This window comes from Mesorhizobium sp. M0189 (assembly GCF_040322135.1).
Taxonomy (GTDB): domain Bacteria; phylum Pseudomonadota; class Alphaproteobacteria; order Rhizobiales; family Rhizobiaceae; genus Mesorhizobium.
Genome location: NZ_JAMYSW010000029.1, coordinates 1 through 23,769, shown reverse-complemented (window position 1 = coordinate 23,769; position 23,769 = coordinate 1). Strand labels below are relative to the sequence as shown.

Genomic DNA, 23,769 nt, shown 5'->3' with positions numbered 1-23,769 from the left:
TCACTGCAGCGGCGGCTTCCACAGCAGGCTGTTGCGATCGGCGGATTTGACGCGCAGCCAGGTTTCGCGGCCGTCGCGCAGCACGCGGATCGGGATCTCGGCGCCCGCCGGGCCGCTCTTCCACAGCTTGCGATAAAAATCGGCGAGCCCGTCGACCGCCGCGTCGCGGACATCCGAGATGACGTCGCCCTGGCGTAGGCCCGCCTGGGCGGCCGGGCCGCCCTCGGCGACGCTCATCACCACGACCTTGCCGTCGCTCTCGGCCGAGAAGGCGCCGAGCCACGGCCGCGGCGGCCTGGCGACCTGGCCGCGCGTCAGGAGATCGTCGAGGATAGGCGGCAGCAGATCGATCGGCACCACCATGTTGATGTCGGCGACCTCACCGTTGCGGCTCATCTGCAGGCGCAGCGAACCGATGCCGAGCAGCCTGCCATCAGCGCCGATGAGGCCGGCGCCGCCCCATGAGGGGTGGGCCGGCGCCGTGAAGATCGCTTCGTCGAGCAGATATTCCCAATAGCCGGCGAATTCCTGCTTGGTGACGATCTGCGCCCGCACCGAGCGGCCGACGCCGTCGGCGAGCACGACGGGATCGCCGATCTTCGCCCTGGACGCATCACCGAGCGCAATGGCGGGCAGTCCGAGCGGCGCCAGCGCCTGCACCAGGCCGAAGCCCGATTCCTGATCGTAGGCGAGCGCATGGGCGGGCACCACGCGGCCGTCCTGGTCGGCCAGCCAGACCTCCTCGGCCTCGGTGATGAGATAGCCGATGGTGAGCACCAACCCGTCGCCGCGGATGACGACGCCGCTGCCTTCGCGGCGGGTGCCCAGCGCGTCTGCCGTGAAGGCGTCTTCGGGGACGGTGGCGCGGACGGCCACGATGGATCGCAAAAGGGGCTCGATATTCATGCTTTGGTTCCTGGCAATGTTCGCAGGCTGATATGAGGTTCGCAGGCCGATATGGGCTATAGGTATGGCGCAGGTGACCAGGCGCAAGAGGCGGCGCCGGCTTTGGTGTGGACCGGCGCCTCGCCGTTGGCGCCGGGGTTTTGCAACAGCGCCGGCCGCCCTATCTGTACCTACGGCTATCCGAAGCTGTCCTATGCAAAGTTCCTCCTCCATCACCCAAGTTGATACCCTGAGATCCTCCCCAATCCTTCCAATCCCCAATCCTTCCAATCCAAAGGCCTCCCGACATGAACGACTACACAACGGACCAATATACGCCGCCAAAAGTCTGGACCTGGAACAAGCCAAATGGCGGCGCTTTCGCCAGCATCAACCGGCCGATCGCCGGCCCGACGCATGACAAGGAACTGCCGGTCGGCAAGCATCCGCTGCAGCTTTATTCGCTGGCGACGCCGAACGGCGTCAAGGTGACGATCATGCTGGAGGAGCTTCTGGCGCTCGGCCACAGCGGCGCCGAATACGACGCCTGGCCGATCAGGATCAATGACGGCGACCAGTTCGGCAGCGGCTTCGTCAAGGTCAACCCCAACTCCAAGATCCCGGCCATGATGGACCGCAGCGGCGAAAAGCCGATCCGCATCTTCGAATCCGGTTCGATCCTGCTCTATCTCGCCGAAAAATTCGGCGAATTCCTGCCGACAGAGCAGCCGGCTCGTGCCGAAACCCTGTCATGGCTGTTCTGGCAGATGGGGTCGGCGCCCTATCTCGGCGGCGGCTTCGGCCATTTCTATGCCTATGCGCCGATGAAGATCGAATATGCCATCGACCGCTTCGCCATGGAGACCAAGCGGCAGATGGACGTGCTTGACCGGCGCCTGGCCGAAAGCGAGTATTTAGGCGGCAGCGACTACACGATTGCCGACATCGCGGTGTGGCCCTGGTATGGCGGCCTGGCCAAGGGCCGCATGTATGATGATTCCGGCGAGTTCCTGCAGGTGGAAGAGTACAAGAACGTGCAGCGCTGGGCCGACGCCATCGACGCCCGGCCAGCGATCAAGCGCGGCCGCATGGTCAATCGCACCTTCGGCGAGCCTTCGATGCAGCTGCACGAGCGCCATGACGCCAGCGATTTCGAGACGAAGACGCAAGACAAGCTCGAGGCGGCCAAAAGCTAAGCGGATGCCACGCCGATCTCCCCCCTCGTGGGGGAGATTGGCAGCTTCGGCTGGCTCGCCTCCACCGCCGCCATCCACAGCCGGTCGATATCGGCCAGGAATTTCTCGTCGAGCTTGTCGAGGTGCTTCCAGTACATGCCGTCCTCGAAGAAATAGCCGAGTTCCTTCTCGATCCTGTCGGCCTCCTCCGCCTGATCGAGTTGCAGGCCGGCAAGCATCTCCGCCTTCATTTCCGAAAGCTGCGAGGAAGACAGCGCGCCGAGTTCGTCGAGCGTCAGCCGCGGGAAGATCAGCCGGCTGCGCGGCAGGTCGGATAGGTTGACGCACAGGCACCCGCGCCGGAGCGCATGGATGAGCAGGCGGGCCGACTTCGCCTCGAGGTTGCGCAGCGTGACGTCGTTGCGCAAAGGGTCGGCGCGGCCGACGCCGTAAAAATGCGTGTTGCCGGGCTGGTCGTAGATCATGTCGCAGCCAAGGAATGCCAGCACGTCGGGCTTCTGGCTGTGGATCGTCCAGTAGGCCGCCGTCATCGACATGGTGCCGCCGGCATAGACGAAGCCGCCAAAGCTGTTTTGCGCCGGAACGTAATGCGAGGCGCTGAAGATCTGCGCCTGCTGCAGGGGATCGCCTTGCGGCATCCGCTCCGCCGGGAAATCGCCGGCATGGACGAGGAAATCCCAGTCGGGGCGCACGCGCCAGGCATTGTTGATGGCGACGATCTTGCCGAAGGCCTGCTTGGGCCAGGCCGCGCAGCGCACCACATCGGGGGCGCTGCCGATCAGCAGAACCACGTTTGGCGTTCCGTCGATCACCATACCCCCTCTCGACCGACCGAAATGCATCTCAAGGCCGCCCGGTTGAACGGCTTTATAGCCTCAACGCCGCATCGAAACACCAGCCGGATTTAGGCTGACATCAACAAAAGGGAGCTTTGCCAGCCGGTTGTAAAGTGTGGCCTCAGGCACCGTCGTACAAGCAGGAGGCAGGTTTTCCCGCTAGCCCAAAACCGACGATATGAGTTGGGCGATATATATTAGTTGACTAAACTAGCGGAACGTCCAATGCACATTCCCAGAACCGAACATGTCCTGTCTAGACCATGATATCTATATGGGACATTACTACATAAGCTGAACGCGACCTCGACGGTTCGGTGGCTGCGCGTCCCCTACTCCCCAGCAACCTCCCTGTACGCCCTCACAACCCCATCAAGCCCACGTATCTGCCACGTCTCCCCGTCCCGCGCCTCGAGATAGGACCGGCCGAGCGGCACTTTCCCTCCGCCGTCCGGCAGGTCCAGCACATAGACGGGGTTGCAGATGCCCGACAGGCGCGCACGCAAGGCGCTGACCAGCGCCTGGCCCTCGGCGATCGTGGTGCGCCGGTGCGCCATGCCGCGCGCGAGATCGCCGTGGTGCAGGTAATAGGGTTTGACGCCAAGGCGGTACATCAGCTCGCGGCACAGCTCTTCCAGCACCTCGACCGTGTCGTTCACGCCTTTCAGCAGAACGCTCTGGTTCAGCAGCACGAAGCCGCCCTGCCTTAAAGTACGGCAGGCCCGCTCGGTCGCCTCGGTGATCTCGCGCGGATGGTTGAAATGGGTGACGACCGTGACCATCAGCCGGCCCTGCAAGGCTTGAACCAGCCCGCCGGTGACGCGCGAGGGCAGCGCCACGGGCACGCGGGTGTGGATGCGCAACAGCCGCACATGCTGGATCGCCTCGACGCGGGCGCGGATTTCCGTCAGCGCCTTGTCCGGCAGGGAGAGCGGATCGCCGCCGGTCAGAATCACCTCGCGGATTTCCGGATGGGACTCGATGTAGGCGAACGCCGGCTCCAGCGCCTCGCGCGAAAAACCCCGGCCGATCGAGGTCAGCGACTCCTTGCGAAAGCAGAACCGGCAATAGACCGCGCATTGATAGGTCGGGAACAGCAGAACCCGGTCGGCATGGCGATGCGTCAATCTCGGCACCGGACTGAAGGCGTGGTCGGCGATCGGATCGTCGAGCTCGCCCTCCTGCTCCGTCAGTTCATTGGGCGACGGGATGACCTGAAGCCGTATCGGATCGGCCGGGTCGCTCCAGTCGATCAGGTCGAGATAGGCCTTGGGAATGCGAACCTTGTGACGCATGGCCGCGGCTTCGGCCGCCGCGCGCTCGGCAGGCGACAGCGGCAGGGAATCCAGATCGCCTATGTGCCGCACGCCCTCGCGAACATCGTCCTGCCATGCGGCATCCGCCTCGTCGGCACGCTCGTCATCGGCTGTCATGCCGGCCGCATCGACGGCCATGCTGGCGTCGGGGATGTCGGGATGTGAGGTCATGGAGGCTCCTTGAATTCGGGCTGGGTACAGCATTGGAGCCACGACTTGAAGGCAATAAGCGGTGTTGGGCCGGTTGGAGTGCGCGGCCAGGAGGCGGCGGCCGTCCACTGATCAGAAACCAACGTCCCGCCCGCTGACGCATAACATTAGCTTGCTCTTATATTAGCTTGAGCGTATACACATAAACGGCCGGTAATCTACCCCCCACCGGTTAGGCTCGGCGCCAGTCCCTCCCTACCCCTCAGGTCAACGACGCCGGGCCGCTCGGCCGCCGCAATTGAGGCGACCGACCAGTTCTCTTCGATGTTGATCATGTCCCTCCTCGACCCGGCAGCTGGGTGAATGCATCGGCGATGTCCGCGTCTCTTCCCGTCGCCGGCCGCGGTCGCTAATCTCGGATCGCGAAAAAGCTGGAGAACAGGGAATGGCGAACGACTTGTCGCCAAGGCTTTTGGCGATCATCAACGCGCTGCCTTTGCGGCCGGGCATGCGCGTGCTGGAGATCGGCTGCGGACCAGGTGCTGCGGCGCGCGAGATCGCGCGCCGGATCGGCGGCGGGCATGTGCTGGCGATCGATCGCTCCGCCAAGGCCATCGCACAGGCCGGAGCCGCCTCGCGCGCCGAGATTGCGGCAGGCCGGTTGAGTCTTCGCCAGGTCGCGATCGAAGATTTCGAGTTGGAGGCCGACGAGAAGCGCTTCGACATTGCCGTTGCGGTGCGCGTCGGCGCGCTGGACGGTCGTCATCCCGAAGCGGGAAAAATCGCCCTGCAACGGCTCGGCGCTGTGTTGACCGCGCAAGGCCGGCTGTTCATCGACGGCGGCGATCCGCTGCGCGAAATTGCGATACACGGCTGAACAGCTCGTGCTTAGCCTCAGGAATCGAGCGGCAGAGCTGGGTCCGCGCCTCAGCTCCTCAACCCCGGCGCCTCCTGCCCGGTGCGCTCGACATACTCCGTATAGCCGCCGCCGTAGGTATGAATCCCCTCGGGCGTCAGTTCCAGCACCCGGTTCGACAGCGCCGCCAGGAAATGCCGGTCATGCGAGACGAACAGCATGGTCCCCTCGTACTGCGACAGTGCCGTGATCAGCATCTCCTTGGTGGCGATGTCGAGGTGGTTGGTCGGCTCGTCCAGCACCAGCAAATTGGGCGGATCGAACAGCATCAGTGCCATCGCCAGCCGCGCCTTCTCGCCGCCCGACAGCACGCGGCATTTCTTCTCGATCTCGTCGCCGGAAAAGCCGAAGCAGCCGGCCAGCGCCCTGAGCGGCGCCTGGCCGGCCTGCGGAAACGCGTCTTCCAGCGTCTGGAACACGGTGCGCTCGCCCTCCAGCACTTCCATGGCGTGCTGGGCGAAATAGCCCATCTTGACGCTCGGGCCGCGCGCCACCGTGCCATTATCCGGCTCGGAAGCGCCAGCCACCAGCTTCAGCAGCGTCGACTTGCCGGCGCCGTTGATGCCCATCACGCACCAGCGCTCGCGGCGACGCACCTGAAAATCCAGCCCCTCGTAGATCGAGCGGCTGCCATAGCCCTTGTGCACGTTCTTCAGCGTCACCACGTCCTCGCCGCAGCGCGGCGCCGGCTGGAAATCGAACGACACTTTCTGGCGCCGCTTGGGCGGCTCGACCCGGTCGATCTTGTCCAGCTTCTTCACCCGGCTCTGCACCTGGGCGGCATGCGAGGCACGTGCCTTGAAGCGCTCGATGAAGGCGATCTCCTTGGCCAGCATCGCCTGCTGGCGCTCGAACTGCGCCTGCTGCTGCCGATCGGCAATCGCCCGCTGCTGCTGGTAGAATTCGTAGTTGCCGGAGTAAGCGGTCAGCGAACCGCCGTCGATCTCGACCACCTTGTTGACGATGCGGTTCATGAACTCGCGGTCGTGCGAGGTCATCAGCAGCGCGCCGTCATAGTTCTTCAGGAACTGCTCCAGCCAGATCAGGCTTTCCAGGTCGAGATGGTTGCTCGGCTCGTCGAGCAGCATGGCGTCGGGCCGCATCAAAAGTATCCTGGCCAGCGCGACGCGCATCTTCCAGCCGCCGGAGAGTTTCCCGACGTCGCCGTCCATCATCTCCTGGCTGAAGCCGAGCCCGTCCAGCACCTCGCGAGCCCGCCCATCCAGCGCATAGCCGTCGAGCTCCTCGAAGCGGTGCTGCGCCTCGCCGTAGCGGGCGATGATCTCGTCCATCTCACCGGCGCGATCGGGGTCGCCCATGGCGTGCTCGAGCTCGCGCATCTCGGCCGCCACTTCGCTCACCGGCCCGGCGCCGTCCATCACTTCGGCAACGGCGCTGCGGCCTTCCATGTCGCCGACATCCTGGCTGAAATAGCCGATGGTGACGCCGCGATCGACGGAGACCTGGCCCTCGTCGGGCTGCTCCTCGCCGTTGATCATGCGAAACAGCGTCGTCTTGCCGGCGCCGTTAGGCCCGACCAGCCCGACCTTCTCGCCCTTCTGCAACGCGGCGGAGGCTTCGATGAAGACGATCTGCCGGCCGTTCTGCTTGCTGATATTTTCGAGACGTATCATGCTTCCACGCGAGGCTTCAGGGATTTTCCCCGCGCCTTACGCGATCGGCCCCCTCAGAGGAAGCCTGCAAATCATGAACGCCTGCGCCAAATCGCCCAAAGCCTTCAGGGTCGATGGACATCGATTGCCCGGCCGAGAATTGGTCACTACCTTGCGGTGATTGCAAGCTTGCAAAGACGGCCATGTCAAATATCGTCTATCCATCCCGGCTGAGGTTGAGAGGCGTTAGCGCAGGGAATCTCGGTCCAATATTGAAAAACGGTCATCTTGTTACGGAAAGCCTGATCAGCGAGGGGTGTACCGAGCAGGAAATCCGCTCCGGCATGAAAATCCCGGACAGCGAGAAAATACTGGAACAGTGGCGGCCGACGGATCCCAAGAGCTTCGCTCTAGCACTAACCCTGGCGGTGGGACGAGGATATTGGAAGCGATTACTTCGAGGTGTACGTCATCGCTAACCAGATCAGAGACCAGATAAATCTCAATCGGCGCGCGGTCATCTTCGTCGAAGAGTTTGACTGGCCCAGTCTCAAACAAAGCCTCCTCAACATTCTCGATAAATGCGAAGGAACAACGTGGAAGGAAAGCGTCCGCGCATTACGAAAACGCTTCGAATGGGAATACGACGGAATGGGCCGCATACGAGTCTTGGCTTAAGTAGCCCTGCCGAATGAGCCGGCGATCAGCTATCGGTAAGGGCCTTTGTCGTCGCCAGCTTGACCCCGGCGGCGGCAAATGCCGCATTGTGCCGGACGATGATCTCCGCCGCGGTCTCGCTGGTGGTGTCGAGCGTGCTGTGGGCGTCGGAAACCACGGTGACGCCCAGGCCCGCCGCAAAGGCGCCCTTCACCGTGGCCGCCACGCAAAAATCGGTCTGCGCGCCGATCAGAATGACCTCGCCGGCGCCCTGCCCGACTACCCATTCTGCAAGCGCGGCATTGCTGAACGCGTCGCCGACACGCTTGGCGAAAATCGGCTCGTCCTCGGCCTGGCCGAGCGCCGGCCACACCGGCCAGCCCGGCTCACCCGGCGCCAGAGGATCGCCCTGCGGGCCGTCGTGCCTGATGAAGGCGATCTTGCGCCCGCTCCGCCGTGCCCATTCGATCAGCGCGCGGGTCCGGGCAACCATGCCGTCGGCATCATGGATCGGCGGTTCGGCAACGCCGTCGAACATGCCGGTCTGAAGATCGATCACGATGAGCGGCGCAGTGGCCGCGGGGCTGGTCCCTGACATAGCTTTTTATAGCACGAGGGCGGAGCTGATCAAGGATCAGGGCCGCGATGACGCGCAGCGCAATGGCAGGTGGCTGGAGTTCCGTGACAGTCCGCTTGCAGCAGCGCTAACATAGCGCGCTATTGGGATGTGGGTCAGTTCGAAATTCTGGCTATCGGCCGTGACCGGATTGCATTCGTGGCAAGCTCCTGCGACGAAATTCCCATGACACATGCAGCCGTAGCTTTCCTTGCGATCGTGACTTCGGTGTTGGTTGCGATCCTACCCGCACAATCGCAAGAGTGGACGCCCTCGGAGGACGCGGTTCGAGATGCAACGGAAACGGTTGGTCGCTATTTCCTTTCGCTCGATAACCAAGAGTATGGGCGGGCATACGAAATGATGACTGATACCGCGAAAGCTTCGATCCCATCGAACGCCTTCGTGGAGCAAAGTAAAGATTTTCATTCTCAAGCCGGCGCTGTGCGCGAGCGCCGGCTACTCAAATTCACGTGGTTGAAGGACCCAGCGAACGCTGCCTTTCCTGGCGTTTATGCCGCGGTCGACATAGCGGCGAAGTTTGAAAACATCGATCGTTACTGCGGCTATATTGTCCTCTATCAGCGGCCGTCAGGTGGACATTTTCGAGTCATGCGGATCGAAAGCAACTTCATCGACAACGCTGCCGCGAAAAGCATTGAAAAGACCCAATCGAAACTCGAATTGGATCGAGCATGGGCCGAGTTGTCGGCTAACTGTCCGAATTTTCCATCGTGAACGTGAGGCGCGGTCCGTTTTTGTACGTTCCGCGACCATCGGCTTTCGGCTTCCCTCGCTTCGATCAGCGCAACGATGTCGGTGATCTCCTACAGTTTGCCGGCCCTTGGACGCGAACGCAGCGAGAGCGCAGCTTAGGTCCTCACCCAACCCCGCCCGTCACGGCATATCTCGTTCCGATCGCCCTTCGCAAAGTAGCCGGCGGCCCGGTGCACGATCACACCCGGCCCGATGTCCCATCCTCGCCAAAAATCCCGGTCACCCAGTCGATGAACACGCGTACCCGCGGCGCGAGTTGGCGGTTCTGCGGGTAGAGCGCCGACAGTGGTGTCGGCGACGGCGGGTAATCCGGCAGCACTTCGACAAGCGTGCCGCGTGCGAAATCCCCGGCGAAGCGGTAATGCGGCGCCTGCACCAGGCCGAAGCCGAGACGCGCCAGCTCCGCCATCGTGTCGGAGCCGTTGACCGTCACCCGGTTGGGCAGGCTGACATAGCGCAACGCGCCGCCAACGGTGAATTCGAGCGGCATGACCTCGCCGGTCCGCGACGAGCGGAAGCCGACCATCAGATGGCCTTCGAGATCGTCGGGGGTTGCCGGCATGCCGTGCTTTTCGAGATAGGCGGGGCTGGCGCAGGTGACTTCGCGCAATGTTGCCACCCGCCGCACGATCATGCCGCTGTCGGCCTGTTCGCCGGAACGCAGCACGCAGTCGATGCCCTCGCGCACCAGATCGACCAGCCGGTCGCCGTCGCCGATATGCAGGTCGATCCCGGGATAGCGGTCGAGGAACTCGGAGAGCCGCGGCAGGATGAAATGGCGGGCCATGAAGCCATGCACGTCGATCCTCAAAAGGCCCTGCGGCTGCGCCGATTGAAAGCCTGCCTCGGCATCCTCGACATCGGCAAGGATGGCGAGGCAGCGCTGGTAATAGGCCTGGCCGTCCAACGTCGGCGTGACATGGCGCGTGGTGCGTTCGAGCAGCCTGACCCCCAGCCGCGCCTCCAGGCCCTTGATCGCCTCGGTGGCGGTCGATCGCGACATCGACAGATCGGCGGCCGCCGCAGTGAAGCTGCCGCGCTCGATCACACGGGCAAGCAGGCGCATCCGGTCGAGACTGTCCATCGCCATTGTTCGCCATATCCGAATGGTGTTGGCAAGTCCCGGGCGATTATCCCGCAAGATTTATCACCTATTTTCAGTCGACAAAAATTTTGGAGAGCTGACATGATTACGCGGAATGGAAAGGTGGCACTGGTAACCGGCGCCTCGAAGGGCATCGGTGCCGAAATTGCCAGGCGGCTGGCGCGCGACGGCTTTTCGGTCGTCATCAACTATGCCAGAGGCGCAGAAGCCGCCGAAGGGGTGGTGCGCGAGATCGAGGCGGCAGGCGGCACGGCGATCGCAGTTCAAGCCGATGTCGGTGATCCCAAGGGGGTCGCGCATCTGTTCGACGCAGCCGAACAGGCCTTTGGCGGCCTCGACGTGCTGGTCAACAATGCCGGCATCATGAAGCTCGCGCCGATCGCGCAGACGGACGACGCCGGTTTCGAGCAACAGGTCGCGGTGAACCTCGGCGGCGTCTTCCGCGGCATGCGCGAGGCCGCAAGGCGGCTGCGCGAAGGCGGCCGCATCATCAGCTTCTCGTCCAGCGTGGTCGGGCTCTACCAGCCGACCTACGGTGTCTACGCTGCCACCAAGGCCGGCGTCGAGGCGATGACCCATGTGCTGGCCAAGGAACTCGGGCCGCGCGGCATCACCGTCAATGTCGTGGCGCCGGGGCCGGTGGCCACCGAACTGTTCCTCGGCGGCAAGTCCGAGGCACTGGTCGAAACGATCACCAGGATGATCCCGCTCGGGCGGCTCGGCCAGCCCGCCGACATCGCCGGCGTGGTGTCGTTCCTCGCCGGACCGGACAGCGGCTGGGTCAACGGCCAGGTGCTGCGCGCCAATGGCGGCACGGTCTGACTTTACCTCCAACAATCAACAGGAAATCGACATCATGCCGTTTGCAAATTTCAAGGTGCCTGAGCGCGCGCTGTCCGCCGGACAGAAGGAGGACCTCGTCCACAAGACCACAGCCCTGTTCGTCGAGATGTTCGGCGAAGGCATGCGCCCCTACACGATGGTGCTGATCGAGGAGGTCGCCGATGGCGGCTACGGCCGCGCCGACGTGGTGTTCACGATTCCTGGGGGAAGGACGTGAAGCTGCCGATCTCCTCCCTTCTGGGACCCTCAAGGGTGAGATTGCAGCTTGGCGGTCGCGCGCTAGATCGCTGGCAGAGGCTAAGGCGAGGCCAGCGATGGACGATTGGAAGCTACCTTGGGACGGCGGTTGCTTGTGCGGTGGAATACGCTTTCGCATCAGCGCGCCGCCCTTGCTGACGACGGCGTGTCACTGCACCGGCTGCCAGAAGCTGAGCGCCAGCGCGTATTCCCTGACCATCGCCGTGCCCAGCGACGGTTTCGCCATAACGCAAGGCGAGCCGGTGGTCGGCGGCCTGCACGGCCCGCACCGGCAGCTCTATTGCCCGCACTGCAAGAACTGGATGTTCACGCGTCCGCATGGCCTGGATTTCCTTGTCAACGTGCGCGCGACCATGCTGGACGAGCACCATTGGTATGTGCCCTTCGTCGAAGTCTTCACTTCGGAAAAGCTGCCCTGGGCTTCGACCGCCGCTACCTACAGTTTCGCTACTCAGCCCGACCTTGAGGGATACGCCCCTTTGATCGAGGCGTTCGCCCGCGAAGCGGCGCGGCCAACCTGACTGGTTGCCGCCCGGAAAGGCGGCGCCAGCTTTCGTGCCTCACTTCAACTCCAGCCAGACCGGCGCGTGGTCGCTGGCGCCGACCTCGCCGCGCACGTCGCGGTCGATGCCCGCCGCTACCAGCCGGCGCGACAGCTTCTTGCTGAGCAAGATATGGTCGAGGCGCAGGCCGGCATCGCGCGGCCAGCGGTTGCGGCGATAGTCCCAGAATGTGTAGAGCGTCTCCGTCGGGTGCTTCTTGCGCAGCGCATCAAGCCAGCCCTGGTCGAGCAGCCGCTGGAACGATGCCCGGCTTTCCGGCTGCACCAGTGCATTGTCGTCATAGGAGCGGGTCGGGTAGATGTCGCGCGGCTCGGGCACGATGTTGTAGTCGCCGGCCAGCACCACCGGCAGGCCGGTGTCGAGCAACTGCGCCGCATGCGTCTCCAGCCTTTCGTGCCAGGCCAGCTTGTACTGGAATTTCGGGCCGGGCTGCGGATTGCCGTTCGGCGCGTAGAGGCAGGCGACGACGATGCCGTTGACCGCCGCTTCGATGTAGCGCGCCTGCTGGTCGCCGTCGTCGCCGGGCAGCGCCTCGCGGGTCAGCACCGGCTCCGAGCCACGCGAAAGGATGGCGACGCCGTTCCAGGTCGGCTGCCCGACCCACACCGCCCCGTAGCCGGCCGCCGCAAGCGCGGTGCGCGGAAACTGCGTCTGCCTGGCCTTGAGCTCCTGCAGGCAGGCGATGTCGGGTTTGGCGGCGGCCAGCCATGCGAGCAGGTTTGGCAGCCGGCCGTTGATGTTGTTGACGTTGAAGGTGGCGATCTTCATCGGCCTGCTTCAGCGCACGATCCGTTCGGTCCACGCCTTCACTGCATCAGCCAGCGTCTTCAGATGATCGGCGGTGGAGAAGCCGGAGATGTTTTTGCGCGGCTTCAGATCATGGTCGCCGTCTTCCAGCCAGAAGATCTCGATTGCGTCGGACAGAGCATAGGTCGCGACCTCGTCTTTGGTCCCGAACTCGTCGCGCGTGCCCTGGAAGACCAATGTCGGCGTCTTCAGATCGGCGAGATGCTTCGTCCGAAGCTGTGTCGGTTTGCCCGGCGGATGGAAGGGATAGCCAAGGCAAAGCAGGCCCGAGATCTCGCCCTTCGAAAACATCTCCTCGGCGATCATCGAAGCGACGCGCCCGCCCATCGACTTGCCGCCGATGATCAGCGGACCCTTCACGCCCTTCGCCCGGAGGTCGGCGATTGCCTTGACGTATTCGGGGTTCACCGTCTCGGCGCGCGGCGGCGGCTTGCGATGGCCGTAGCGGCGGGCCGCCATGTAGTGGAACTCGAAGCGCGCAACGCGGAAGCCGGCCTCGGCCAGCGCTTTTGCCGTCGCGGTCATCGAGGGCGAATCCATCGGCGCCCCGGCGCCATGGGCGAGCAGGATGGTGATTGGGGCGGTGTCGGGGCCGTCGAAGAGGAAGGTCGTCATGGGGTGGCCCGCAGATGAAGGCCGAGTTCCTTCGCACCCCCCTCTGTCCCGCCGGACATCTCCCCCTCAAGGGGGGAGATTGGATGACGTCTGCGTTTTCGCCAACCACCAAAGCTGAAAGGCACGCGGGGCGCCGAAGCTGCCGATCTCCCCCCTTGCGGGGGAGATGTCCGGCAGGACAGAGGGGGGTGTTCAAGCGCAGGCATTGGATTACCTCACCCCGCCGACATCCGCGCCAGCTGCAAATCGACGAACTGGATACCCTTGGCCGCCATACGTGCCCATTCGGAATCCGCGTCGAGTTCGAGGTAGCGCGCCCAGTTCCGCCGCGCTTCGGCTAGATTGCCGGCGTCGAACTCCAGCCTCGCAAGGTTGAACACCGCATCGGCGTACTTCGCATCTAGCGAAATCGCCTTCAGCAGATGCCGCCGAGCCGACGCCACCCGCCCCTCTTCGCTCATCAGCCCGGCCAGATTGAACCATGCCTCGACGAACACCGGGTCGCACTTGATGGCGCGGGCATAGTCGTGCGCCGCCTCGGCCGCGTGGCCGGAGGCGCGCAGGCAGTTGGCGCGGTTGAAGGCGGCGATGGCATCGCTCGGGTCGATGGCTAGGCAGCGCTGGTAGAGTGCCGCGGCCTGCTCGTGGTCTTCAGCCTCTTCCGCCGCCTCGGCATCGGCGAACAGCTCTTCCAGCGTGTCGTCATCCTGCGTTCCCAGATCGAACAGCAGCTGGCCGTTGACTTCGCTCTGGCCGCCCTCGAGATAGATCGCGTCGGCCCGCCCGTGCTGCGAGCCGACATTGAGCGATTTGGCGGTGAGCGAGGCGATCGGGCCGGAGCGATGCACCGACCGCACGATCGCCCCCCATGAGGCGCCGCCGGCGACCAGCCCGGCATATTTGCGGGCGAGGATCAGGTCGCGGAAGGAATACGGTTCGCAATCATGCTCGAAGGCGTCGAACAGCGACAAAAGGTCGAGATCGGCGCCGGTCAGCCGCGACTGATCGATCAGCGACTGCCGCGACAGCGTCGAGGCTTCCGGTGCCTTCATCAACCCGAGCAGCCGCAGGAAGCCGTTCTCGCTGACCAGCCTGCGCCCGGCTGCACGTTCCGCAGCGACGCGGCGCTCGATCTCGATGTCGCCGGCCCTGGCGAGCAACATGCGGCCCAACACGACATGCGTGGTGCGCCGAGTGACGCCGCGCCGCAACTGGCCGTGCTGGCGCGCGACCTCGCGCGCCGCCAGCCTGAGCGGAAAGGCCGCCAGCGCGCCGACGATGCCGAAGACCGTGCCGGCAAGAGCCGTCACGCCTTGCTCTTGCCGACGGCTTTGAGAAGGTTCGCCTTGAGCGGGTTTTCCTTGGCCGCGCCAGCGCCGGCCTTGGCGGATTTCGCCGCAGGCTTGGCCGTTTCATCGGCCTTGCTCTTCGATTTGGCCGGCGGCTTGGCCGATTGCGACAGGCTCGCCTTCAGCGCATCCATGAGATTGATGACGTTGCCGCGCTCAGGCGCCGCCGCGATGATCGGCTTGTGGCCCTTGAGCTTCTCGCGGATCATCGTCATCAACGCGATCTCGTAGCGGTCCTCGTAATTCTTCGGATCGAAGGTGGTTTCCTTCTGCTTGATCAGCGCTTCGGCCAATTGCAGCATTTCCGGATCGGGGTTTCCGGCCGGGATATTGCCGAAATATTCAGCCGTGCCACGCACTTCGTTCGGATTCCTCAAGGTGCAGACGAACATGCCGTTCTCGCGCGCGCCGATCGTCACCACGCGCTCGCGGCTGGACAGCACGAGGCGGGCGATCGCCAGCTTGCCGGATTTGCGCATCGCTTCGCGCAACACGGCAAAGGTCTCCTCGGCCATTGCGCCATCCGGCGCCAGGTAATAGGGCGCGTCCTGGTAGATGACGTCGACCGAACGCTCGTCGACAAAGGCCTCGATGTTCATCGTATGGTTGGATTCGATGCGCACCGCGTCGAGATCGGTATCGTCGATGATGATGTATTGCTTGTCCTCGTATTCGTAGCCCTTGACCAGGTCCGAACGCTCGACCAACCCGAGTTCAGGGTCGACCGGCTTCATGTTGATGCGGTTGTGCGTCTTCTTGTGCAGCTGGTTGAAGCTGATGCGCTCGCTGGCACTGGTCGCCGGATAGAGCCGGACCGGACAGCTGACCAGACTGAGCTTGAGGTAACCTTTCCAACTTGCCCTGGGCGCCATGAAATACTCCTACGCGGCCTTGTGCTGTCGAACTGTTCGCAGCGCTGTTTCGTCCGGAGGACGAATGCGGCTGCCGAAATCCTACATTGCCCCTTACAATACCGGCAAATCCCTAGCGAAATCTTCCTCCGCTGGGAGCCGCCTGCAGGCAAGAGGTCCGTGGCGAAGAATAATTCAAATTTTCCGGAGCGTCGATGGAGTCTGGGCCGCGCTCGCAGAACTACGTCGCGGTGCCTATCGCCGGCAAATCCCTGGCGAAATCTTCCATGTCGGCCCAAGGGTCGCCTGACGTCGCCAGAAGGCCCGGCAGCGAGGAATAATTCAGATCCTGCGGAGCATCGATGGATTCCAGATCGCTCCAGCTGACCGGCGTCGAGGCCGGCAAATTGGTGCGGGCGCGCAGTGAATAGGGAGCCGCCGAGGTGTGGCCGCGCGCATTGCGGTGAAAATCGATGAAGATGCGCCGCTTGCGGTTGTCCTTGCCCATGGTGGTGGTGAAAGTGTCGGGCGCGGTGGCGGCAAGATGCGTGGAGATGGCGCTGGTCGCCTGGTGCAGTTTCTTCCAGTTCTGCTTTTGCGTCACCGGCACGGTGATGTGGATGCCGTGCCCCCCGGAGGTCTTGGCGAACGGCACCAGCCCTAGCGCTTCCAGCTCGCCCTTAATGTGCACCGCCGCCTCAACCACCTCGCGCCAGGCGATCCCTTCGCCCGGGTCGAGGTCGAAAACGATCAGGTCCGGCTTGTCGAGCCGCGTGCGATGGGTGCCCCAAGTGTGGAACTCGACGACGCCGAACTGCGCCAGAGCCAGATAGCCCTTGGCGTCTTCCACCGAGAGATAGGATTTGGTCTCGCCCTCCGAATTCGTCGCCTCGAAGGTCGCCACCGAGGAAGGCATGCCGGTGAAGGCGTGGCGCTGGAAGAAACAGTCCTGCGACTTGCCGGTCGGGCAGCGCACCAGCGAGACCGGCCGGCCGAGAATGTGCGGCAGCATGAAATCGCCGACCAGCGCGTAATAGACGGCGATGTCGAGCTTGGTCGGGCCGGTCTTGCCGAACAGCCGCCGCGTCGGGTTGGTCACCCAGATTGTGGCGAGGTCGGCCTCGGCGATCAGCCGCTTGCGCTTGGCCGAAACCGGCGTCGACAGGCCGACGTCACGCAGGCCGCGGAACACGGCATGGCGCAGCGCATTGTCGGTGGTCCGGTTGGCGTAATGGACATGCGCCGAAAGCAGCGGCCGCACCCAGTTCATCTCGCGCATGATCTCGCGCGGAACGCCCTCGGGCGCGGATGCACCGGCCCGCAACGGCTCCAGCCGCGCCAGCAATTCGCCTGCGGTCGCGGCATCGAAGCCGGTGCCGACCTTGCCGCGATAGTGCAGCTCGCCGTCTTCGAATTCGCCGAGGCCAAGTGCAGCGAGTCCCTCGGCCGCGTCGGAGACGGTGTAGCCAGCGATGACAAAGTCGCCGGTCTGGAGCGCCTTGGTCTTGGTCCAGGTTTTGGTGCGGCCGCTCTGGTAGATCGCCGTGGCGCGTTTCGACACCACACCCTCCAGCCCCATCTCGGATGCCTGGTCATAGAGCGCCTGGCCGTCGCCTTCGACATGATCGCTGAGCTGGATGGCGGAGTTGGCGCCGAGACCGGACAGAAGTTGCGAAAGCAGCGCCTTGCGCCGCCGAAGCGGCGCTTTTGTCAGGTCCCAGCCGTCGAGATAGACGAGGTCGAAAGCGTAGAAGTGGAGCTTGTTGCCGGCGCCTTCGGCCAGCGCGTCCTGCAGAAGGGCAAAGCGGCTGATGCCCTTGGCGTCGAGCGCGACGACCTCGCCGTCGATGATCGCCTCCCGGCACGGCAGCCTGGCGAAGGCAAGCGGCAGGTCGCCATAGCGCTTCGTCCAGTCGAGGCCGGCGCGGGTGATCAGCCTGACCGCACCGTCGGCCAGGTGCGCCATGGTGCGGTAGCCGTCGAACTTGATCTCGTGCAGCCATTCCACCCCAGTATCCTCACCGTCCGGCGGCTTGGCCACGGAGGTCGCCAGCTGCGGCTCGATCCGGGAAGGCGGGGGCGCCTTGACGGCGCCCGGCAAAGCGCCGGGTTTCAGCACCACCGGCTTGGCAGGTTTGGCGGCAGGCTTCGGCGGTGCCACCAGTTCCTCAATACGACGGCCGGATTTGACGCTTTCCGGCCGGGCTTCCAGTATGTCGAGCGTGGCATCGGCGGCGAGATCGCGCTCCTTGAACAGCAGCCAGTTCTTCTTGCCCTCATCCTCGCCGGGCTTCGGTTTCAGCCGCGTCAGCATCCAGCCGCCATTGAGCTTCTCGCCGGCGAGCCGGAACTTGAAGGAGCCGGTGCGCAGGCTCTTTTCGACATCGTCCATCGGCGCCCAGACGCCGGTGTCCCAGACGATCATCGGTCCGCCGCCATATTCGCCTTCGGGAATGACGCCCTCGAAATCGATATATTCGAGCGGATGGTCCTCGGTCTCGACCGCCAGCCTTTTGTCGGCCGGGTTCAGCGACGGGCCGCGCGGCACCGCCCAGCTCTTCAGCACGTCGCCGACCTGCAGGCGCAAATCATAGTGATCGGCGGTGGCGTGGTGCTTGTGGACGACGAAGCGGTTGCCTTCACCGGCAGCCAGGCCACCGGCCGGTTCCGGCGTCCTCGTGAACTCGCGCTTGGCGCGATAGGCCTTGAGCTTCGAAGGAGCTGGCATGGACTAGGCGTAGGTGGTGGGCAAAAGCAACGAGCGCAGCATCAAAATCCCATCGCAGCGGCACTCCAATGTCACGGCATGGATCCCAGGGTCTCCGCGACGTCGCTTCGCTCCTGCTCCGCCCTGGGATGACGAAGGATGGGAGGTCACGCCGCTCAATCGTCGGTGGCCGGCGTCAATTCGAGCTCGGCCGGCGACAGGCCCTGCTGCAGCTGGCTGAGCCGGAATTCGTCGACCCAATAGGCCTCGCCGTCGACCAGCACCCGCGCACTGTAGCCGCCGGCGGAAAAACGCTGCGCGGTGATGTAGACCTTGTGGCGGTCGAGCGCCTTGCGCACCGCGGCGCGCTTGGATTTCTGGCTGGTGACGGAACTGGCCATGCTGGTTACTCACGCACAAAGCCGCAAGGCGGCATGCCTAAGGATGGCCGAGAGCGGGTCGGCTGTCAATTTGGCGGCCGCTGCGAGCCCTCGCGCGGTGGCGTCTCTCGCTCTGTGGAAACCGAGCCGGCGCGCTATATTGAACGTGGCGGCTTGGAACGCGATGCTGACCTGGAGAACTTCACATGACGTTGACGACACGCAAACTCGGCGGCCAGGGGCTGCAGGTTTCCATGATCGGCCTCGGCTGCATGGGCATGAGCCAGTCCTACGGCCCGGCCGACGAGGCGGAATCGACCGCCACGCTGCACCGCGCCATCGAACTCGGCTGCACCTTCCTCGACACTGCGGAAGTCTATGGGCCGCACGCTAACGAGGAACTGCTCGGCCGCGCGCTGCAGGGCCGGCGCGATGAGGTGACGATCGCGACGAAATTCGGCTTTCGCATCGAAAACGGCAAGCAAGTCGGCACCGAGCGCGACAGCCGGCCGGAGCATATCCGCGAGGCTGTCGAAGGTTCGCTGAGGAGGCTAGCCAGCGACCACGTCGACCTCCTCTATCAGCACCGCGTCGATCCGGCGGTACCGATCGAGGAGGTGGCGGGTGCTGTCGGCGAGCTGATTGCTCAGGGCAAGGTCCGCTTCTTCGGCCTCTCGGAGGCCGGCGCCGCCAATATCCGCCGGGCGCATGCCGTGCATCCGGTGTCGGCAGTGCAGAGCGAATACTCGCTGTGGGAGCGCAATCTCGAGCCGGAAATCATTCCCCTGCTGAAGGAGCTCGGCATCGGCCTGGTGCCGTTCTCGCCGCTCGGCCGCGGTTTTCTCACCGGCGATGTCAGGCGCGCCGAAGACTATCCAGAGGGCGATTACCCGCGCGGCGATCCGCGCTACCAGGGCGCCAACTATGACGCCAACATGCAGGCGGCAGCCACGGTACTCGACATCGCCGCGGCCAAGCGCGTCAAGCCAGGCCAGATCGCGCTGGCCTGGCTGCTCCACAAGGGGAGCGACTTCGGCATCGACATCGTGCCGATCCCCGGCACCAAGCGCAGAAAATATCTCGAGGAGAACGTCGCCGCGGCTTCGATCAGGCTCGACGCCGCCGAGATGCAGGTGCTCGACGACGCGCTGGCGCCGGGCAAGGTCGCCGGTCCGCGCTACGGCGAGCGCACCATGGTGATGATCGATCGGTAGGTCTTGCCTTCTCCCGTTCTTGCGCAAAGCTCCGGCCTTGGCTAGCATCCGCCGGCAGGCACCGAGCGGAGGAGAACGTCGCGGTGGACCGGCTGGAGCGCCGTTGCGTCCCTTCAAACACGAGTTGGGCGCTCGAAGGACACTCCATTTTTGAATCGACGCAAGGAACCTTCCGGAAAACCCATTCCGGTTTCGGGGTCGTGCGCTCATCTGGGAGGAGACTAAATTGATCAACAGACGTGAATTCCTGCTGTCGACCGCGGCGATGGGCGCCTTGGCGCTGGCCGCTCCGCAATTGGCTTTCGCCCAGGACAAGCTGACCATCCTCGGTTCGGTGCCGAGCCTCGGCTTTCCGTTCTTCGTGCACATGCTGAACCAGATCAAGGCTGAGGCGCAGGCGCAAGGCGTCAACCTGGTCGAGAGCGACGGCCAGAATTCGGCGCCCAAGCAGACCGCCGACATCGAGGCGGCACTGGTGCAAAAGGTCAACGCCATCGTCATCTCGCCGCTCGACGTCAACGCGCTGGCCCCAGCCATCGAGGAAGCGGTGAAGGCCGGCGTTCCCGTCGTCACTATCGACCGCCGCGTCGAGGGCGTCGAAGGCATCCTCGCCCATGTCGGCGCCGACAATGTCAAGGGCGGCGAGGCCGAAGCACAGGCCATGGTGGCGGCGTTCCCGAACGGCGCCAAGATCTTCCATCTGCAGGGCCAGCCCGGTGCCGGCCCGGCGATCGACCGCAACAAGGGTGTGCACAACGTCCTTGATCCCATGAAGGACAAGTACCAGATCATCTTCGAGCAGACCGCCAACTTCGCCCGCGCCGAGGCGCTGTCCGTCACCGAGGCCGGCCTTGCCGCCAACGGCAAGCCCGACGCGATCATCTGCGCCAATGACGACATGGCGCTTGGCGCGGTTGAAGCCTGCGCGGCGCGCAACTTCACCGACGTCAAGATCTACGGCTTCGACGCGCTTCCCGAAGCGTTGGTCGCTGTGCGCGACGGCAAGCTGGCCGGCACGGTCGAGCAATTCCCCGGCGAGCAGTCGCGCACCGCCGTGCAGATCGCGGTCGCCTACGCCAGGGACAAGACCGAGCCGAAGGAAAAGCTGGTGCTTTTGACGCCGATCGTCATCGGCAAGGACAATCTCGACAAGGCGGAGAGGCTGGGCGAGACGAAGTAGGCGAAGCCGGCGGGACAGCACCCCCCTCTGGCCTGCCGGCCATCTCCCCCTTCAAGGGGGAGATTGGATGTTACCCGGGCTTTCGCTAATTTTCGATCTTGCAGAAGAAGCGAGGCCAACGAGGCTGCCAATCTCCCCACTTGAGGGGGAGATGGCCGGCAGGACAGAGGGGGGGTGCTGTCCCGCCAGCCTTGCGTACAACCGAATGATCGAGGAGCAAACTTTGCCCAAGGCAGCCGCTATTGTGCCCTCCCCCGCCCTGCTCACCGTCGAGGGCGTGACCAAGCGCTTTGCCGGCGTCACCGCGCTGAACGACGTTTCGCTCGAAGTCCGCCCCGGCGAGATACTCGGCCTGCTCGGCGAGAACGGCGCCGGCAAATCGACGCTGCTCAAGATCCTGTCCGGCGTGATGCCGCCGTCCAGCGGTCGCATCGTCTTCGACGGCGTCGAATTCAATCCGCACAATCCGCAGGATGCGAAACGCCACGGCATCGTTACCATCTACCAGGAACTGAGCCTGATCCCGACGCTGACCGTGGCGGAGAATATTTTCATCGGCCGCGCACCGCTCGGCCGGTTCGGGCTGGTCAGTTGGCGGCGAATGGAGGAAGATTCCCGCGCGATCATCGCTCGTGTCGGCCTCGATCTCGACCCGGCGACGCCGGTTTCCGCACTGTCGGTGGCCGAACAGCAGCTGGTCGAGATCGCCCGCGCGCTATCGCTGAAGAGCCGCTTGATCATCATGGACGAGCCGACCTCGGCGCTGACCGAAACCGAAGTGCAGAAGCTGATGGCGATTATGGGCCGGCTGCGCAAAGACGGCGTCGCCATCATGTTCGTCACCCACCGGCTGGAGGAGGCATCGGCAATCTGCGACCGTATGACGGTGCTGCGCGACGGCAGGCTGGCCGGCCATCTCGACCGCGAAGGTGGGCCGATCAAACTGCCGAAGATCATCGAGAAGATGGTCGGCCGCGCCGCTTCCGAGCTCTATGCGAGGCCGACGCAGCGCGATGTCGCCGGCGACGTCCGGCTCTCGGTGCGCGGCCTGCGCACGGTGCGCGATCCGCAGGCGCCGCACGCCATCGTGCTCGAAGGCGTCGATCTCGACCTCAAGGCGGGCGAAATCCTCGGCGTCGCCGGGCTCGTCGGTTCCGGCCGCACCGAGCTCGCCCGCGCCATCTTCGGCGCCGACCGCATTGCCGCCGGCACCATCAGGCTCGATGGCAGGCCGATCGCGCCGGCCTCACCCGCCGATGCCATCGAGCTCGGCATCGGCCTGGTGCCGGAAGACCGCAAGCACCAGGCGATCTTCGCCGCACTCGCCATCCTCACCAATTTCTCGATCGCCGCGCTCGACCGCTACTCCAATGTCGGTTTCATGGCCGAGCGGCGCGAGCGAGAAGCGCTGGCGAACTACAGGAAGATGCTGTCGATCCGCATGGCCTCGCCCGAGCAGGCGATCGAGGGACTGTCCGGTGGCAATCAGCAGAAGGTCATCCTTGCCCGCTGGCTGGCACGCGATCCCAAGGTGCTGATCGTCGATGAACCGACGCGCGGCGTCGACGTCGGCGCCAAGGCGGAGGTTCATCAGATCCTGGTAGAGCTCGCCGCGCGCGGCATCGCCATCATGATGATCTCGTCCGAGCTGCCCGAAGTGCTTGCCGTGTCGGACAGGATCGTCACCATGCGGCGCGGGCGCATCACCGGCGAGATGCCTGGCATCGAGGCGACCGAGGAGAAACTGATGGAACTGATGGCGCTCGACCAGAAGCAGGAAGCCCAGAATCAGGAAGCAACGCAATGACCAGCACGACCGAACGGAGCCAGCGCGGCGGCGTCAATCTTGCGCGCCTGCTGATGAGCTTCGGCCCGCTGATGTTCCTGGCGGTGCTGATCGTCGTCTTCACCGTGCTGAAGCCGAGCTTCATCGACCCGATCAACCTGTTCAACATCATGCGCCAGATCTCGATCACCGGCCTGATCGCGCTAGGCATGACCTTCGTTATCCTCACCGCCGGCATCGACCTGTCGGTCGGCTCGCTGCTCGCCTTCTGCGGCATGGTCGCGGCGGTGGTGGCCAAGGGCGGCACCGCCAACACGCTGTCGCTGTCGACAACGGGCACGCTGGGCTATGGCTGGTTCGCCGCCCTTCTCGCCGCCGTCGTCGTCGGCGCCGTGGCCGGCGGTGTCCAGGGCTTTGCCATCACCAGGCTGAAAGTACCGCCCTTCGTCGTCACGCTCGGCGGCCTCACCGTGTTTCGCGGCCTAACGCTGACGATCTCCAATGGCGGCCCGATCTCCGGCTTCGACGCCTCGATGCGCTGGTTCGGTACCGGCCTGATCGGCCCGGTGCCGGTGCCGGCGATCATCTTCGCGATTGCCGCAATCCTGTGCCACATCGTGCTGCGCTACACGCGCTACGGTCGCGCCGTCTACGCCGTCGGCGGCAATGCCGAGGCCGCGCGGCTCTCCGGCCTGCGCGTCGACCGCATCCTGATCTCGGTCTACATCATCGTCGGCTTCTTCGCCGGCCTTGCCGCCTTCGTTTTGTCGGCGCGGCTCAACTCCTCCGAAGCCGTCGCCGGCATCGGCTACGAGCTGACGGTGATCTCGGCGGTCGTCATCGGCGGCACCTCGCTGTTCGGCGGCATCGGCAGCGTCGGCGGCACGGTGGTCGGTGCAGGGCTGATCGGCGTCCTGCAGAACGGGCTGCAATTCAACAACGTCTCGTCATACACGCAAAGCATCGTCATCGGCCTGATCCTCATCCTCGCCGTCGCGTTCGACCGCTGGCTGAAATCGCGGGTAAGGCGGTGATCCAGGTCAGGTCGGCAGGACAGAGGGGGGTGTTCAAGCGCAGCGGAGAGGGATAGGCAAGTTTCGCGCTGAGGAACAGAAGTAGTGAACCACTATCCCGTACCTCCCCGTAGTC

General features: G+C 64.4%; 23 protein-coding genes. 11 read left to right on the top strand and 12 right to left on the bottom strand.

Going from position 1 to position 23,769, the window contains the following annotated elements:
- Complete coding sequence (locus NKJ09_RS30120) at positions 1 to 906, bottom strand: S1C family serine protease (RefSeq protein WP_023718127.1); 906 nt, start codon at positions 904 to 906, stop codon at positions 1 to 3.
- Positions 907 to 1,193: 287 nt separating this feature from the next.
- Between NKJ09_RS30120 and yghU the strand changes: the two genes are divergently transcribed.
- Positions 1,194 to 2,081, top strand: coding sequence for a glutathione-dependent disulfide-bond oxidoreductase (gene yghU, locus NKJ09_RS30115; RefSeq protein WP_023718126.1), 888 nt, complete (start codon positions 1,194 to 1,196; stop codon positions 2,079 to 2,081).
- Here the strand turns inward: yghU and NKJ09_RS30110 are convergent.
- Positions 2,078 to 2,896, bottom strand: coding sequence for a hypothetical protein (locus tag NKJ09_RS30110; protein WP_352496067.1), 819 nt, complete (start codon positions 2,894 to 2,896; stop codon positions 2,078 to 2,080). The two genes, yghU and NKJ09_RS30110, sit on opposite strands and share 4 nt — an antisense overlap.
- Before the next feature lie 353 nt (positions 2,897 to 3,249).
- Positions 3,250 to 4,404 carry a KamA family radical SAM protein gene (locus tag NKJ09_RS30105; RefSeq protein WP_502896979.1) on the bottom strand — a complete coding sequence of 385 codons (1,155 nt, stop codon included), beginning with the start codon at positions 4,402 to 4,404 and terminating at the stop codon, positions 3,250 to 3,252.
- A 424-nt stretch (positions 4,405 to 4,828) separates the two neighbouring features.
- Here NKJ09_RS30105 and NKJ09_RS30100 point away from each other — a divergent pair, with 424 nt between their 5' ends.
- Entirely contained in the window at positions 4,829 to 5,260 is a 432-nt protein-coding gene (locus tag NKJ09_RS30100) for an SAM-dependent methyltransferase (protein WP_352496066.1), read from the top strand.
- Between the two features lie 50 nt (positions 5,261 to 5,310).
- On the opposite strand, the gene NKJ09_RS30095 is transcribed toward NKJ09_RS30100, so the two are convergent.
- A complete protein-coding gene (locus NKJ09_RS30095) occupies positions 5,311 to 6,933 on the bottom strand; it encodes an ABC-F family ATP-binding cassette domain-containing protein (RefSeq protein WP_352496065.1) in 1,623 nt (540 codons plus the stop codon).
- Positions 6,934 to 7,353: 420 nt separating this feature from the next.
- Between NKJ09_RS30095 and NKJ09_RS30090 the strand changes: the two genes are divergently transcribed.
- A complete protein-coding gene (locus NKJ09_RS30090; RefSeq protein ID WP_352496076.1) occupies positions 7,354 to 7,590 on the top strand; it encodes an Imm8 family immunity protein in 237 nt (78 codons plus the stop codon).
- A gap of 25 nt (positions 7,591 to 7,615) precedes the next feature.
- On the opposite strand, the gene NKJ09_RS30085 is transcribed toward NKJ09_RS30090, so the two are convergent.
- Positions 7,616 to 8,167 carry an isochorismatase family protein gene (locus tag NKJ09_RS30085; RefSeq protein WP_352764397.1) on the bottom strand — a complete coding sequence of 184 codons (552 nt, stop codon included), beginning with the start codon at positions 8,165 to 8,167 and terminating at the stop codon, positions 7,616 to 7,618.
- A gap of 204 nt (positions 8,168 to 8,371) precedes the next feature.
- Between NKJ09_RS30085 and NKJ09_RS30080 the strand changes: the two genes are divergently transcribed.
- The gene (locus tag NKJ09_RS30080; RefSeq protein ID WP_352496063.1) at positions 8,372 to 8,923 is read left to right on the top strand and encodes a DUF4019 domain-containing protein; all 552 of its coding nucleotides are present in this window, start codon (positions 8,372 to 8,374) and stop codon (positions 8,921 to 8,923) included.
- Positions 8,924 to 9,140: 217 nt separating this feature from the next.
- Here the strand turns inward: NKJ09_RS30080 and NKJ09_RS30075 are convergent, their stop codons facing one another.
- Positions 9,141 to 10,046, bottom strand: a complete 906-nt coding sequence (locus NKJ09_RS30075; protein WP_352516249.1) for a LysR family transcriptional regulator — start codon at positions 10,044 to 10,046, stop codon at positions 9,141 to 9,143.
- 102 nt (positions 10,047 to 10,148) lie between these two features.
- Here NKJ09_RS30075 and NKJ09_RS30070 point away from each other — a divergent pair, with 102 nt between their 5' ends.
- The 3 genes from NKJ09_RS30070 to NKJ09_RS30060 all read left to right on the top strand — a co-directional run bounded on the left by NKJ09_RS30070 (position 10,149) and on the right by NKJ09_RS30060 (position 11,689).
- The gene (locus NKJ09_RS30070) at positions 10,149 to 10,889 is read left to right on the top strand and encodes an SDR family oxidoreductase (protein ID WP_352481632.1); all 741 of its coding nucleotides are present in this window, start codon (positions 10,149 to 10,151) and stop codon (positions 10,887 to 10,889) included.
- A 34-nt stretch (positions 10,890 to 10,923) separates the two neighbouring features.
- Complete coding sequence (locus tag NKJ09_RS30065; RefSeq protein WP_023718119.1) at positions 10,924 to 11,127, top strand: tautomerase family protein; 204 nt, start codon at positions 10,924 to 10,926, stop codon at positions 11,125 to 11,127.
- Positions 11,128 to 11,224: 97 nt separating this feature from the next.
- Entirely contained in the window at positions 11,225 to 11,689 is a 465-nt protein-coding gene (locus NKJ09_RS30060) for a GFA family protein (protein ID WP_352481634.1), read from the top strand.
- Between the two features lie 39 nt (positions 11,690 to 11,728).
- On the opposite strand, the gene NKJ09_RS30055 is transcribed toward NKJ09_RS30060, so the two are convergent.
- The 6 genes from NKJ09_RS30055 to NKJ09_RS30030 all read right to left on the bottom strand — a co-directional run bounded on the left by NKJ09_RS30055 (position 11,729) and on the right by NKJ09_RS30030 (position 18,461).
- On the bottom strand, positions 11,729 to 12,499 hold the full coding sequence (locus NKJ09_RS30055) for an exodeoxyribonuclease III (RefSeq protein WP_352496062.1): 771 nt from the start codon (positions 12,497 to 12,499) through the stop codon (positions 11,729 to 11,731).
- 9 nt (positions 12,500 to 12,508) lie between these two features.
- Positions 12,509 to 13,153, bottom strand: a complete 645-nt coding sequence (locus NKJ09_RS30050) for an alpha/beta hydrolase family protein (protein WP_352496061.1) — start codon at positions 13,151 to 13,153, stop codon at positions 12,509 to 12,511.
- Between the two features lie 215 nt (positions 13,154 to 13,368).
- A complete protein-coding gene (locus NKJ09_RS30045; RefSeq protein WP_352481636.1) occupies positions 13,369 to 14,463 on the bottom strand; it encodes a tetratricopeptide repeat protein in 1,095 nt (364 codons plus the stop codon).
- Complete coding sequence (gene ku, locus NKJ09_RS30040; protein WP_023718114.1) at positions 14,460 to 15,374, bottom strand: non-homologous end joining protein Ku; 915 nt, start codon at positions 15,372 to 15,374, stop codon at positions 14,460 to 14,462. The genes NKJ09_RS30045 and ku overlap by 4 nt, the downstream gene beginning before the upstream one ends.
- 220 nt (positions 15,375 to 15,594) lie before the next feature.
- Positions 15,595 to 18,081 (bottom strand): DNA ligase D, encoded by a 2,487-nt coding sequence (gene ligD / locus NKJ09_RS30035; protein ID WP_352516248.1) that lies wholly within the window; start codon positions 18,079 to 18,081, stop codon positions 15,595 to 15,597.
- Between the two features lie 155 nt (positions 18,082 to 18,236).
- Positions 18,237 to 18,461: a hypothetical protein gene (locus NKJ09_RS30030; protein ID WP_023718112.1), complete on the bottom strand. Its 225-nt coding sequence runs from the start codon at positions 18,459 to 18,461 to the stop codon at positions 18,237 to 18,239.
- 185 nt (positions 18,462 to 18,646) lie between these two features.
- Between NKJ09_RS30030 and NKJ09_RS30025 the strand changes: the two genes are divergently transcribed.
- The 4 genes from NKJ09_RS30025 (at position 18,647) to NKJ09_RS30010 (ending at position 23,654) form a co-directional block, all read left to right on the top strand.
- Complete coding sequence (locus NKJ09_RS30025) at positions 18,647 to 19,654, top strand: aldo/keto reductase (RefSeq protein WP_352496059.1); 1,008 nt, start codon at positions 18,647 to 18,649, stop codon at positions 19,652 to 19,654.
- A 229-nt stretch (positions 19,655 to 19,883) separates the two neighbouring features.
- Positions 19,884 to 20,834, top strand: a complete 951-nt coding sequence (locus NKJ09_RS30020; RefSeq protein ID WP_023718110.1) for a substrate-binding domain-containing protein — start codon at positions 19,884 to 19,886, stop codon at positions 20,832 to 20,834.
- Positions 20,835 to 21,057: 223 nt separating this feature from the next.
- Entirely contained in the window at positions 21,058 to 22,641 is a 1,584-nt protein-coding gene (locus tag NKJ09_RS30015; protein ID WP_023718109.1) for a sugar ABC transporter ATP-binding protein, read from the top strand.
- Entirely contained in the window at positions 22,638 to 23,654 is a 1,017-nt protein-coding gene (locus tag NKJ09_RS30010; protein WP_023718108.1) for an ABC transporter permease, read from the top strand. Before NKJ09_RS30015 ends, NKJ09_RS30010 begins: the two co-directional genes overlap by 4 nt.
- Positions 23,655 to 23,769: the final 115 nt, after the last annotated feature.

What these genes read in the sequence shown, in the direction of transcription:
- NKJ09_RS30095 (WP_352496065.1), bottom strand. Translation starts at nt 6,933, where the DNA reads ATGATACGTCTCGAAAATATCAGCAAGCAGAACGGCCGGCAGATCGTC.
- NKJ09_RS30050 (WP_352496061.1), bottom strand. Translation starts at nt 13,153, where the DNA reads ATGACGACCTTCCTCTTCGACGGCCCCGACACCGCCCCAATCACCATC.
- NKJ09_RS30030 (WP_023718112.1), bottom strand. Translation starts at nt 18,461, where the DNA reads ATGGCCAGTTCCGTCACCAGCCAGAAATCCAAGCGCGCCGCGGTGCGC.
- NKJ09_RS30075 (WP_352516249.1), bottom strand. Translation starts at nt 10,046, where the DNA reads ATGGACAGTCTCGACCGGATGCGCCTGCTTGCCCGTGTGATCGAGCGC.
- NKJ09_RS30120 (WP_023718127.1), bottom strand. Translation starts at nt 906, where the DNA reads ATGAATATCGAGCCCCTTTTGCGATCCATCGTGGCCGTCCGCGCCACC.
- NKJ09_RS30105 (WP_502896979.1), bottom strand. Translation starts at nt 4,404, where the DNA reads ATGACCTCACATCCCGACATCCCCGACGCCAGCATGGCCGTCGATGCG.
- yghU (WP_023718126.1), top strand. Translation starts at nt 1,194, where the DNA reads ATGAACGACTACACAACGGACCAATATACGCCGCCAAAAGTCTGGACC.
- NKJ09_RS30100 (WP_352496066.1), top strand. Translation starts at nt 4,829, where the DNA reads ATGGCGAACGACTTGTCGCCAAGGCTTTTGGCGATCATCAACGCGCTG.
- NKJ09_RS30025 (WP_352496059.1), top strand. Translation starts at nt 18,647, where the DNA reads ATGACGTTGACGACACGCAAACTCGGCGGCCAGGGGCTGCAGGTTTCC.
- ku (WP_023718114.1), bottom strand. Translation starts at nt 15,374, where the DNA reads ATGGCGCCCAGGGCAAGTTGGAAAGGTTACCTCAAGCTCAGTCTGGTC.
- NKJ09_RS30080 (WP_352496063.1), top strand. Translation starts at nt 8,372, where the DNA reads ATGACACATGCAGCCGTAGCTTTCCTTGCGATCGTGACTTCGGTGTTG.
- NKJ09_RS30060 (WP_352481634.1), top strand. Translation starts at nt 11,225, where the DNA reads ATGGACGATTGGAAGCTACCTTGGGACGGCGGTTGCTTGTGCGGTGGA.
- NKJ09_RS30070 (WP_352481632.1), top strand. Translation starts at nt 10,149, where the DNA reads ATGATTACGCGGAATGGAAAGGTGGCACTGGTAACCGGCGCCTCGAAG.
- NKJ09_RS30055 (WP_352496062.1), bottom strand. Translation starts at nt 12,499, where the DNA reads ATGAAGATCGCCACCTTCAACGTCAACAACATCAACGGCCGGCTGCCA.
- NKJ09_RS30065 (WP_023718119.1), top strand. Translation starts at nt 10,924, where the DNA reads ATGCCGTTTGCAAATTTCAAGGTGCCTGAGCGCGCGCTGTCCGCCGGA.
- NKJ09_RS30010 (WP_023718108.1), top strand. Translation starts at nt 22,638, where the DNA reads ATGACCAGCACGACCGAACGGAGCCAGCGCGGCGGCGTCAATCTTGCG.
- NKJ09_RS30110 (WP_352496067.1), bottom strand. Translation starts at nt 2,896, where the DNA reads ATGGTGATCGACGGAACGCCAAACGTGGTTCTGCTGATCGGCAGCGCC.
- NKJ09_RS30085 (WP_352764397.1), bottom strand. Translation starts at nt 8,167, where the DNA reads ATGTCAGGGACCAGCCCCGCGGCCACTGCGCCGCTCATCGTGATCGAT.
- ligD (WP_352516248.1), bottom strand. Translation starts at nt 18,081, where the DNA reads ATGCCAGCTCCTTCGAAGCTCAAGGCCTATCGCGCCAAGCGCGAGTTC.